We start from the raw sequence: 10,776 nt of genomic DNA on the forward strand, positions 1-10,776 counted from the left end.
GAACATGTTGTTGATACCCGCGATCGACCTCAAAGGCGGCCATTGCGTGCGCCTGCGCCAGGGGCGTATGGACGAGGATACCGTCTTTTCTGCAGACCCCGTCGCCACTGCCCGGCGCTGGGTGGAAGCGGGCGCGCGCCGCCTGCACATTGTCGACCTGGACGGTGCCGTGAGTGGCGAACCCATTCATGCACAAGTCATTGGCGAAATCTCGCAGAGCTTCCCCGATCTGGAGATCGAGGTGGGCGGCGGCATTCGCAGTGAAGAACAAATCGAGAGTTACGTTCTCGCCGGGGTGAATTACGTCATTATCGGAACCCAGGCGGTCAAAGCGCCCGGCTTTGTCGCCGAGGCGGCCCTTGCCTTTCCCGGACACATCATCGTCGGTATCGATGCGCGCGATGGCAAGGTGGCAACCGAAGGCTGGTCGAAGCTCTCGCGCCATGACCCCATCGATCTTGCGCAGCACTTTGCCAACGACGGCGTAGAGGCCATCATCTACACCGACATTAGTCGTGACGGCATGATGAGCGGCCCCAACATCGAGGCCACGGTCAAACTCGCCCGCAGCATCCCGGTGCCGGTAATTGCTTCCGGTGGCATTGCTAACCTAGAGCAACTTCTGGCGCTACAAGCCTATGAGGAAGAGGGTATCTGCGGCGCCATTACCGGACGCGCCATCTACGAGGGTACCCTTGATTTCGCCAGCGCCCAGCGCCGGCTGGATACCGGCCATGCTGAGTAAGCGCATCATCCCCTGTCTCGATATCGATCAGGGCCGCGTCGTCAAAGGCGTGCAGTTTCTCTCCTTGCGCGATGCCGGCGACCCGGTCGAGACGGCCGCCCGCTATAATGCCGAGGGCGCTGACGAACTCACCTTTCTCGATATCTCTGCCAGTCATGAGGGGCGGCAGACCATGGCCGACGTGGTCTCCGCCGTCGCTGCGGAGGTCTTTATACCCCTCACCGTGGGCGGTGGCGTGCGTAGCGTTGAGGATGTGCGCACCTTACTGCTGGCCGGCGCCGACAAAGTCAGTATCAACAGTGCTGCCGTCGCTACTCCTGAGTTGGTGCAGCAAGCCGCGCAGCGCTTCGGCAACTCCTGCATCGTGGTCGCGATCGACGCGCGGCGCAGCGGCGACCATTGGGAGGTCTTCACCCACGGCGGCCGTCGTCCGACCGGGCTGGATGCCGTAGCCTGGGCGCAGCGTATGGCTGCCCTCGGCGCCGGCGAGATTCTGCTGACCAGTATGGATCGCGATGGCACCGGCGAGGGCTTCGACCTTGAGCTGACCCGAGCCGTAGCCAACGCCGTGCCGGTGCCCGTCATCGCCTCCGGGGGCGTGGGCAAGCTCGAAGATTTTGCGGCAGGAATCGTGTACGGCCATGCCGATGCCGTGCTCGCCGCCAGCGTCTTTCATTTCGGGCAGTTTCGTATTCCCGATGTGAAGAACGCCTTGGCGCTGCAAGGCATTCCCATGCGTCTGGATGCCTGAGGCATCCAGATCCAACGCGTTTGCGTAGAGAGAATTATGGATCGCCAAACCGAACAACTCGTAGCTGCGGTGCGCTGGAACGAGCAAGGCTTGGTGCCTGCCATCGCCCAGGATGCGCGCAGTGGGCAGGTATTGATGCTGGCGTGGATGAATGCCGAGGCCCTGCGCCTGAGTCTTGCAGAAGGTCGCGGCATTTATTGGTCGCGTTCGCGCCAAGCCCTGTGGCGCAAGGGCGAGAGCTCCGGCCACGTGCAGCACCTGCAAAGCGCCCACTTGGATTGTGACGGTGACACCATCCTCTTGCGTGTGCTGCAGGAAGGCGCCGCCTGTCACACCGGGGCGGCCACCTGTTTTTTCCGCGATGCCGAGGACAATGCCTGGCAGGACAATAGTCCGCCTGGAGGCAGCGTGCTCGACGAGCTGCAGGCCACCATCCACCGTCGGCGCCAGTCCGACCCGGCACAGTCCTACGTGGCCAAGCTGCTCCATGGGGGCCGCGATCGGATTTTGAAAAAGGTGGGCGAGGAGTCGGCGGAATTCCTCCTCGCCTGCAAAAATCCCGAGACGCAGCCAGTGATTGCCGAGGCTGCAGACCTTTTGTTTCACCTATTGGTGGCATTAGAGGAACGAGATTTGCATATAGATGAGGTATTGGGCGAGCTGCAACGCCGCGAAGGGGTGTCGGGTCTAGTGGAAAAGGCATCGCGGAAGTCGGCTTGACGCTGTTCCGAGTCTTGACTATGGTCAACAGTACATCGCCATATCGTCCCGGTTGGGAAGGAGATCAGTATGGGCGCTTTTAGCATCTGGCATTTAATTATCATCTTATTGATTGTGGTGGCCCTTTTCGGCACCGCCAAGCTACGTAATGTGGGTTCCGATCTAGGTTCGGCCATCAAAGGCTTCCGCTCCGCGGTAAAGGAAGAGGAAGAAAAAAAAGAAAAAGAGGCCGCGATTGGACACACCATCGAGGCTGAGGTTAGCCCGAAAACCGAGCAGGAAAGCGTGCACCACGGCTAAGCCATGTTTGACTTCAGTTTTGGTGAACTCGCTCTACTAGCGGTCATCGCTTTGTTGGTGGTGGGGCCGGAAAAACTGCCCGAGCTGGCGCGCACAGCGGGCAAGTGGGTGGGCTATTTCCGCCGCACAGTAAATAATGTGCGATCGGAAGTGGAACAACAGCTGCTCCTTGACGAGATGCGTAAAGAGGCAGAAAAGCTCAAGGGCTATGCCAATGAACCCTTGCAGGAAGTAGAGAAGTTCAAAGCGAGTATCGAAGAACCCCTGCTAGCAGACGCGGGGACTTCTGCAGAAAATACTGAAGAGCGGGCCTCTACGGTGGAAGGCGAGGCAGAGGTAACTCTGCCCGCCGGAGTCAGCGGCCCTTCCCGCCCGCAGGGTCAGATCTTGCACTGACGCCCCGTCGGCTCCAGGGCATCAGCGCCCCTGTTGACACCTTTATAGCCCCGGAAAATTCATGGCGAGTGCAGACAAACTGAGCGACTCAGCAGAAAACACCTTTATTGGTCATCTCTTGGAGTTGCGCCGCAGGGTCCTGTTCTCGGTCATCGCCTTGTTTGCCGGCTTTCTCGTTTCTTACCCCTTCGCCCAACAAATCTATGGCATTCTTGCCCAACCACTGATATCCGTGCTGCCGAAAGGTAGTCACCTGATCTATACCAGCCTGCCCGAGGTCTTTCTCACCTACGTACAGTTGTCGCTCATCTCCGGTTTCATTTTAGCGTTGCCGGTGATCTTGTATCAGTTTTGGGCCTTCATTGCGCCGGGTCTCTATACCAACGAGCGCAGGATATTTTTCCCCATCCTGTTTACCTCTCTTGCGCTCTTCGTCGCGGGCATCGTCTTTGCCTATTATGTCGTCTTTCCTAACGCCTTTCGCTTCTTCGCGAGCTTTTCCGGGCACGACATCACCGCCATGCCCAAGGTCAGCAATTATCTGGCGCTGATCGTTAAGTTTTCCCTGGCCTTTGGGCTCGCTTTTCAGATCCCGATCCTAGTGGTGGTACTGGTGCAGATTGGCATTCTGCAACTCGACACGTTACGGCGTGGACGGCGCTATGCCTTCCTCGTCTGCGCCATTGCCTCGGCCATTCTCAGCCCTCCCGACGTGATGTCGATGATCTTGCTGATGATCCCGATGTATATGCTATTTGAAATGGGACTACTCTTTTCTGCTTACTTTGAGCGCAAACGCCTGCGTGCCGCCAACAATGCTCCCGAAGAGGAGATCGATCCCGACCGCGTCATGGATGATGCCGAGGATAGCTTCCACGACAAAGATGAGTAACACAGGACTTTTCTCCCCCCTGTGCTATGCTGCAGTAAAGATTCACAAGGGAGGTGTCCGTTGACCCAAGTCCTGACCACAAATGCCAGCGATGTCGAGGCCATACTCGCCGCACGCCACCATGATCCGTTTGCCTTTCTCGGCCAGCATCACGCCGAGAGTAGCTGGGTGCAACGGGCATTCTTGCCTGATGCTACCCAGGTCGAACTGCTTCCCAAACGCGGGAAGGCGCGGCCCATGCAGTGTTTACACGAAGCCGGCATATTCGTTTCCGAATCCAGCACACAATTGTCGCAGCCTTACCGCTTGCGCTGGCAGGATGGTGGCGGAAACTGGCACGAGCAACACGACCCTTATACCTTCCCGGCGATTCTTGGTGATCTCGACATCTACCTCTTTGGCGAAGGGCGCTGGCTGGATGCCTACCACAGCCTGGGCGCGCATCGCCGCCAATATGAGGGAGTGGATGGCGTATTCTTCGCTGTCTGGGCCCCGAACGCCGAGCGCGTCAGTGTAGTCGGAGATTTTAACGCCTGGGATGGCCGTGCCCACCCCATGCGCGCGCGCGGTCAGAGCGGTCTTTGGGAGATCTTCCTGCCTGCCCTTCCTGCCGATGCCATCTACAAATTCGAACTGCGCCATCGGGATTCTGGTAGCGTATTCGCCAAAACCGACCCCTACGCGCAGTGCTTCGAACTCCGCCCGGAAACGGCGGCCCGGGTCGTGGAATCATATCACCAGTGGCAGGATCAGGACTGGCTGGAACAGCGCGCCGCGCGCGACTGGCAGAAGGCGCCGATGAGCGTGTACGAGGTACATCTCGGCTCCTGGAGACGGCGCGCCGATGGCAGCTTTTGCAGTTATGCCGAGCTGGCCGAAGGGTTGGTAGCCTATTGCCAAGAGATGGGTTTTACCCACCTCGAATTGCTCCCGGTCATGGAGCATCCCCTCGACGAATCGTGGGGTTATCAGGTCAGCGGCTACTTTGCACCCACCAGTCGTTTTGGTACACCGGACGAGTTTCGCGCCTTTGTCGATCATTGCCATCAACACGGCATTGGCGTGCTGCTCGACTGGGTGCCGGGGCATTTCCCGCGCGATAGCTGGGGGCTAGCCCGCTTCGATGGAACCCCTTTATATGAACACGCCGACCCCCGTGAGGGCGAACACAAGGACTGGGGCACCTACATCTTCAACTTTGGTCGTAACGAGGTCCGCAACTTTCTCCTCAGTAACGCCTGCTATTGGGCCGAGGAATTTCATCTCGACGGCTTTCGCGTGGATGCCGTCGCCTCCCTGCTCTATCGCGATTATTCGCGCAAGGAAGGGGAATGGATCCCGAACCAGTATGGTGGGCGGGAAAACCTCGAAGCAATTGACTTCCTCCGTGAATTACACGTGGCCTTACATGAGCGTTATCCGGGAATTCTCAGCATTGCCGAAGAATCCACTGCCTGGCCCATGGTCTCCCGTCCCACCTATCTCGGCGGTCTGGGATTTTCTATGAAATGGAACATGGGCTGGATGCATGACACCCTAAGCTATATGCAACTCAACCCCATCCACCGCCAGTATCACCATGACGCCCTAACTTTCAGCCAGCTCTATGCCTACACCGAGAACTTCGTCCTGCCCCTCTCCCACGACGAGGTGGTGCACGGCAAAGGCTCTCTCCTCGACAAGATGTCTGGCGATGCCTGGCAACGCTTTGCCAACCTGCGTCTGCTCTTCAGCTATCAGTTTGCCCATCCTGGCAAAAAACTCAATTTCATGGGCAATGAATTTGGCCAGGGACGCGAGTGGAATAGCGGTAGCGAACTCGATTGGGAGCTTTTGGATGTCGATTGGCACCGCGGTGTGCAGCAGATGTTTCGTGATCTCAACCATCTGCATCGGAGCACCCCTGCCCTGCATGAACAGGACTTTCAGCATGAGGGCTTCCAGTGGATCGACTGCCATGATGCTGGACAATCGGCGCTAAGTTTCCTGCGTTGGGACCGTGCGGGAAATTTTGTCGTCGTGCTCTGTAATTTTACCCCCGTACCGCGGCAGCAGTACCGCATTGGCGTGCCTCGTAACGGTAACTATCGGGAAATTTTCAATAGCGATGCAGCCGCCTATGGCGGCAGCAATATCGGTAACCCGCCGCAACAGAGCGAGAATATCGCTTGGTCTGGACTGCCAGTCAGTCTGTCGCTGACTTTGCCGCCCCTGGCGGTGCTCTATCTGGCATGGAGTGATTGAGCCGTGCTCTTGCTCTACCTGATCATCGCTGTTATCGCCGGCCTGGCAGAGCTCTTCACTGGCACCTTTTACCTTGCTGCCGTTGCCCTTGCCGCGTTAATTACCCTCATTGCCGGATTCGTCCTGCCGCAGCTCACCTTGCATTGGGTCTTTCTTGCCAGCAGTATCATCCTCATTCTCGCCAGCACTTGGCTGCGTCATCGCCTGGCGCGCAAAGCTAGTGGTGTCGATGATCTCGACCTGGGCCAGGCCGTAGAGATCCTACGCGGCCCGGATGCGCAAGGGCGCTATCGCGTTCGCTATCGTGGCAGTGAGTGGCCCGCGGTACTTGAGGAGGACGACAGCGCCTGTGCCGGCGCCTCTGCCGTCATCGTCGCCCACGAAGGCAATCTTTTGCACATTGCCCTACTTCCACCATCGTCCAGGGAGTCGCTATGCCCACCACCCTCATCAGCATCGTCGTCGTCCTGATTGTCGTCTTTTTTGTGTTGCGCGCCGCGATTCGCGTCGTGCCGCAGCAGCGTGCCTGGGTAGTCGAGCGCCTCGGCCGCTATCATTTAACCCTGCACCCCGGCCTGAATGTCGTTGTGCCCTTCATTGATCGCGTCGCCTACCGTTTCGACATGCGCGAATTACCCATGGAAGTGCCGGCACAAATCTGTATCTCCCTAGATAACACCACCATGACCGTAGATGGTGTGCTCTATGTGCAGATTACCGATGCCGTGAAGGCCGCCTACGGCTCCAGCAACCCCTTCACCGCCGTCGTGCAGCTGGCACAGACCAGCATGCGCTCGGAGATTGGCAAGCTGCACCTCGATGCCGCCCTCTCATCGCGGCAACTCCTCAACGCTGCCGTTGCCGAGGCGGTGGACGAGGCGGCACTCAACTGGGGCGTGAAGGTTCTGCGCTATGAGATAAAAGACATTACCCCACCGACGGAGATCATCCGCGCCATGGAGCTGCAGATCACTGCCGAGCGAGAAAAACGCGCGATCATCGCCAAATCCGAAGGGCAGCGGCAGCAGCAAATCAACACCTCCGAGGGGCAACGGCAACAGGAAATCAACGTCGCGGATGGCCGCAAACAGGCCGAGGTGCTGCGTGCCGAAGGCGAAGCACAAGCCATTGCCCTGGTCGCCGATGCCACCGCCAAGGCCATTGCCACCATCGGCGCCGCGGCACGCGAACCCGGTGGTATCGAGGCACTGCAGATGCAATTGGCTAAAGATTACATCGAAAAATGGGGCAATCTCGCCAAGGCCAGCACCAACTTGGTCATTCCCGCTGATCTGGGCAACGTTGGTGCCCTGGTCTCCACGGCGCTCGCCATCGTGCAGAAAAATGGCGCGGCAGCCATGTCGTCTAGTGGAGGAAATCCATAACGGCATTGATCGACCATGCGCAGCCATCTCTCCCTGACAACGGAAGGCGAGCGCGTCTATGCAGAATTGCGACGTATCGCTATAGATTTCTGTCGTGAGCAGCTAGCGGATTTGGACCGCAAATCTGTACGTGAGGCAACTGCAGCCCTGCAAAACCTACTACAAACCTTAACTGGCTTTCAGCGATGACTGCGGCACCAACCACCAACAATGCTTCGTTGAATCGTCCACTGATAACGCTGTCTATCATGCTGGCGACCATTATGCAGACGCTGGACAGCACCATTGCCAACGTCGCCCTGCCGCACATGCAGGGTAGCCTGTCCGCAACACTGAATCAGGTAGGATGGGTGCTTACCTCGTACATTGTTGCTACCGCTATTGCTACCCCAATGACGGGTTGGTTGGCCGAGCGCTTCGGAAAACGCAACGTGCTGTTGGCATCGGTAGTGGGCTTCACCCTTGCATCTATGTGGTGCGGCATTTCTACTTCGCTTGCCGAGATCGTTTTGGCTCGAGTGTTCCAGGGCGCCTTCGGAGCGGCGTTGGTGCCCCTCGCGCAGACCACCCTGCTCGATATCAACCCACGGGAAAAGCAAGGCTCTGCCATGGCTATGTGGGGGATGGGGGTAATGGTTGGCCCGATCATCGGCCCCACTTTTGGCGGTTGGTTAACGGATAGCCTGGGCTGGCGCTGGGTATTTTTCATCAATGTGCCGGTAGGTATTCTGGTCACCTCATAACCTACCTGCTCCAGCTTTTGGGCGGCTAAATTGGCCGTGCGTATCTCCTGCATCGACAACTCAGGATGGGCATGGATGTCTTTGTACAACGTCTCCAGCTCGGGTAAGAAAGTTTTTAGATTTTGTACAATCGCTTGGCTTGCTGTGCTCGTCATCGTTACTCTCCTGAAGGGTCGATGTCCTACCATTGATGATAGCTCAACAGGCGGCTTGTGATGGGACATTTTGCAGATTCGTCGTCGCGACGGCTTCGCGCCATTTTAGCCATGCGTTTCGATTCGGGGGATTAGATTTCAGTCAAAGACAGGTAATGGGCAAGTAACAGCACCATGGTGACGCTGCAGCGATCGCGCCTATTTGACGCTCCCCGCTGACGCGCCTACGGTAGCCTTGATGAGGTTGTGTGGTCGGCAAAACGCAACACAGCCTCGGCTACAAATTCTCTCTTTCCCCCAATGAGGTCATCCATGGAAAATCCGATCCGAGACAAAGTTGTTGTGATTACCGGCGCCAGTAGCGGTTTGGGCGAGGCTGTTGCCCATGCCCTCTCCGCAGCGGGAGCCATTGTTGTGCTTGGCGCACGGCGCAAAGATCGCCTGGAGAGCTTGGCGCACAAGCTACAGGAAAAGGGTGGCCAAGCCCTTGCCGTTACGACAGACGTTACCTCGCGTCAGCAAGTGCAAAATTTAGTGGATCGCACGGTAGAGCGCTTCGGGCGCGTCGACGTCATGATCAACAATGCTGGGCTGATGCCTAGCTCGCCTTTCGAGCGCCTCAAGGTCGAGGATTGGGAGCGCATGGTAGACGTCAACATCAAGGGCGTGTTGTATGGTATCGCTGCCGCCCTACCCTATATGCAGAAGCAAAAATCCGGACACATCATTAATGTGTCGTCTGTAGCTGGGCACAAGATCCGAGCTGGTGGAGCGGTGTATGCGGCTACCAAGCACGCCGTACGTGCCTTGTCCGAGGGTTTGCGCCAGGAAGTAAAGCCCTACAATATCCGCACCACCATCATTTCGCCCGGAGCAGTGGCCACCGAACTGCCAGACAGCATTACCGAGCCAGATATCGCCGAGGTCATTCACAAGGTCTACGAACATGCAATTCCTGCAGATACCTTTGCACGTGCCGTCCTTTTCGCGATGAGCCAACCCGAAGATGTCGATATCAACGAAATTTTATTCCGTCCGACGCAACAAGAATTTTGATCGGCGGCTAGGAAAACTATCTTGTTCCCGCTGGGGCCCAATCCGGGTCCGATGACTTCTCCAGGATGATGATGAAATTACCGATTTTTTTCCGCAACCAGATCGAAAAAACGGAAAACAAACTGGGACATTGGGATTCCTACGTGCGGAGCCTGTATGTGACCAGCTTGGTATTGGCAGGATACTTTGCTGGCTACGAGGTCAACAAACTCGCGCCAATTCATGCCACCGAAAATTTGATCGGTGCGCTGTGGGCAGCAGCTACCGTATTGACCGTGTACAAAGACCATAGCGCGGAAAGCCAAAAAAGTTTTTTCGCGGTAATTTCCGCTGCCTTCCTCGGCTCGCTCATCGCCGTGGCCTATCTCCTATGGCTTCCACAACAGGTATGGGGCTTGGCGCCGGTCATCATACTAAGCATGCTGTTGAGTCAGGTGTTGGGTTTTCCCGACCGCGGCCGACAAATGGTCTCTATGTTGCTCATCATAGTCGTTTTCTCGCATATCAGCGAAAATTCACCTTGGGTAAATGCCGGGATGCGCGATCTCGAGGTCTTTGTTGGTGCGGCAGTAGGCCTCGCTGGCGGATATTTTGGCGAAAAAATGCCAGGGTTGGATGATGATTGACGCGTATCTCCATAGTCAGAGGCATCAACGTCTATAGTTTTTGCGAGCAGCCGTTCCAGCCGAATTTAGAATAACCGATGGACTATGATTGTAGTTGGATTCGATCCCTATGTCGCTGTTTTTTCCGGTTGTACATACTGTGATCGGCTCGGGCTAATAAGGCCTCTGCGCTCTCATCGGGCTCGGCGGTGACCACTCCAATACTTGCGCCTGCATAGTCGATCTGTGTTTCGCCCAACGAATATTCGCCTACCAACTGGCCCTGGAGTCGCGTTTCCCAGGCGTACTGCGCTTGATCTGGGTCGTTGTGTTGGCAAAGACCAAAGATGACAAACTCGTCTCCTCCGTAGCGACCGATGAAGTCACCCTCCCGAATCCCATTGCGCAGACGGCGCGCAACCTGCTGCAGAAATAAATCACCTGCTTGATGTCCATAGCGGTCGTTGATGAGCTTGAAGCCATCGAGATCAATGAATGCAAGTTGCACCCGCATCTGGAAACGCTGGGAATTGGCCAAAGCTCGGTTCAGATCAGCAAAAAGCGCGCGACGATTGCTGACGGCTGTAAGTGCATCCTGATAGACGTCGGCATTGAGATTATCATTTTCTTGTTGAAGTGTGAGAATCAGACGCTCATGCTCCCATTCGCGGGTGAGAAGCACTGACAGCATCTCCAAAAGCCGCAATTGCTCGGTATCCAGACACACACTGCGGCGATCGACGGCACAGAGTGTGCCATGTGCCTGTTCGGTACCACTATACAC

Annotated in this window: 13 protein-coding genes; 12 read left to right on the forward strand and 1 reads right to left on the reverse strand. The window is 56.9% G+C overall.

Annotated elements, in window-relative coordinates; translation table 11 throughout:
• The first annotated feature begins 4 nt into the window (after nucleotides 1-4).
• From hisA to AB4090_RS11110, 12 genes are all read left to right on the forward strand, one after another.
• Nucleotides 5-745, forward strand: a complete 741-nt coding sequence (gene hisA / locus AB4090_RS11055; RefSeq protein WP_369573934.1) for a 1-(5-phosphoribosyl)-5-[(5-phosphoribosylamino)methylideneamino]imidazole-4-carboxamide isomerase — start codon at nucleotides 5-7, stop codon at nucleotides 743-745.
• Nucleotides 735-1,496, forward strand: a complete 762-nt coding sequence (gene hisF / locus AB4090_RS11060) for an imidazole glycerol phosphate synthase subunit HisF (RefSeq protein WP_369573935.1) — start codon at nucleotides 735-737, stop codon at nucleotides 1,494-1,496. The genes hisA and hisF overlap by 11 nt, the downstream gene beginning before the upstream one ends.
• A 36-nt stretch (nucleotides 1,497-1,532) precedes the next feature.
• Nucleotides 1,533-2,216: a bifunctional phosphoribosyl-AMP cyclohydrolase/phosphoribosyl-ATP diphosphatase HisIE gene (hisIE, locus tag AB4090_RS11065; RefSeq protein WP_369573936.1), complete on the forward strand. Its 684-nt coding sequence runs from the start codon at nucleotides 1,533-1,535 to the stop codon at nucleotides 2,214-2,216.
• Nucleotides 2,217-2,285: 69 nt separating this feature from the next.
• Entirely contained in the window at nucleotides 2,286-2,516 is a 231-nt protein-coding gene (tatA, locus tag AB4090_RS11070) for a Sec-independent protein translocase subunit TatA (protein WP_369573937.1), read from the forward strand.
• Between the two features lie 3 nt (nucleotides 2,517-2,519).
• Nucleotides 2,520-2,912 carry a Sec-independent protein translocase protein TatB gene (tatB, locus tag AB4090_RS11075; RefSeq protein WP_369573938.1) on the forward strand — a complete coding sequence of 131 codons (393 nt, stop codon included), beginning with the start codon at nucleotides 2,520-2,522 and terminating at the stop codon, nucleotides 2,910-2,912.
• A gap of 61 nt (nucleotides 2,913-2,973) precedes the next feature.
• Nucleotides 2,974-3,804, forward strand: a complete 831-nt coding sequence (gene tatC / locus AB4090_RS11080) for a twin-arginine translocase subunit TatC (protein ID WP_369573939.1) — start codon at nucleotides 2,974-2,976, stop codon at nucleotides 3,802-3,804.
• 60 nt (nucleotides 3,805-3,864) lie between these two features.
• Nucleotides 3,865-6,048 carry a 1,4-alpha-glucan branching protein GlgB gene (gene glgB, locus AB4090_RS11085; protein ID WP_369573940.1) on the forward strand — a complete coding sequence of 728 codons (2,184 nt, stop codon included), beginning with the start codon at nucleotides 3,865-3,867 and terminating at the stop codon, nucleotides 6,046-6,048.
• A 3-nt stretch (nucleotides 6,049-6,051) separates the two neighbouring features.
• Nucleotides 6,052-6,519, forward strand: a complete 468-nt coding sequence (locus AB4090_RS11090; RefSeq protein ID WP_369573941.1) for an NfeD family protein — start codon at nucleotides 6,052-6,054, stop codon at nucleotides 6,517-6,519.
• Nucleotides 6,483-7,433: an SPFH domain-containing protein gene (locus AB4090_RS11095; protein WP_369573942.1), complete on the forward strand. Its 951-nt coding sequence runs from the start codon at nucleotides 6,483-6,485 to the stop codon at nucleotides 7,431-7,433. The genes AB4090_RS11090 and AB4090_RS11095 overlap by 37 nt, the downstream gene beginning before the upstream one ends.
• 185 nt (nucleotides 7,434-7,618) lie before the next feature.
• On the forward strand, nucleotides 7,619-8,176 hold the full coding sequence (locus tag AB4090_RS11100) for an MFS transporter (RefSeq protein WP_369573943.1): 558 nt from the start codon (nucleotides 7,619-7,621) through the stop codon (nucleotides 8,174-8,176).
• A 467-nt stretch (nucleotides 8,177-8,643) separates the two neighbouring features.
• Complete coding sequence (locus tag AB4090_RS11105; protein WP_369573944.1) at nucleotides 8,644-9,387, forward strand: SDR family oxidoreductase; 744 nt, start codon at nucleotides 8,644-8,646, stop codon at nucleotides 9,385-9,387.
• 71 nt (nucleotides 9,388-9,458) lie between these two features.
• A complete protein-coding gene (locus tag AB4090_RS11110) occupies nucleotides 9,459-10,013 on the forward strand; it encodes an FUSC family protein (RefSeq protein WP_369573945.1) in 555 nt (184 codons plus the stop codon).
• 82 nt (nucleotides 10,014-10,095) lie between these two features.
• Here AB4090_RS11110 and AB4090_RS11115 read toward each other — a convergent pair.
• The coding region (locus tag AB4090_RS11115) for a GGDEF domain-containing protein (protein WP_369573946.1) at nucleotides 10,096-10,776 on the reverse strand (681 nt) is incomplete at its 5' end.

Origin of the sequence: Acidithiobacillus sp. IBUN Pt1247-S3 (assembly GCF_041146875.1) — a bacterium.
Taxonomy (GTDB): Bacteria; Pseudomonadota; Gammaproteobacteria; order Acidithiobacillales; family Acidithiobacillaceae; genus Igneacidithiobacillus.

Coding starts and splice junctions, on each gene's coding strand:
- hisA (WP_369573934.1), top strand. CDS start 5: ATGTTGTTGATACCCGCGATCGACCTCAAAGGCGGCCATTGCGTGCGC.
- hisF (WP_369573935.1), top strand. CDS start 735: ATGCTGAGTAAGCGCATCATCCCCTGTCTCGATATCGATCAGGGCCGC.
- hisIE (WP_369573936.1), top strand. CDS start 1,533: ATGGATCGCCAAACCGAACAACTCGTAGCTGCGGTGCGCTGGAACGAG.
- tatA (WP_369573937.1), top strand. CDS start 2,286: ATGGGCGCTTTTAGCATCTGGCATTTAATTATCATCTTATTGATTGTG.
- tatB (WP_369573938.1), top strand. CDS start 2,520: ATGTTTGACTTCAGTTTTGGTGAACTCGCTCTACTAGCGGTCATCGCT.
- tatC (WP_369573939.1), top strand. CDS start 2,974: ATGGCGAGTGCAGACAAACTGAGCGACTCAGCAGAAAACACCTTTATT.
- AB4090_RS11095 (WP_369573942.1), top strand. CDS start 6,483: ATGCCCACCACCCTCATCAGCATCGTCGTCGTCCTGATTGTCGTCTTT.
- AB4090_RS11100 (WP_369573943.1), top strand. CDS start 7,619: ATGACTGCGGCACCAACCACCAACAATGCTTCGTTGAATCGTCCACTG.
- AB4090_RS11105 (WP_369573944.1), top strand. CDS start 8,644: ATGGAAAATCCGATCCGAGACAAAGTTGTTGTGATTACCGGCGCCAGT.
- AB4090_RS11110 (WP_369573945.1), top strand. CDS start 9,459: ATGAAATTACCGATTTTTTTCCGCAACCAGATCGAAAAAACGGAAAAC.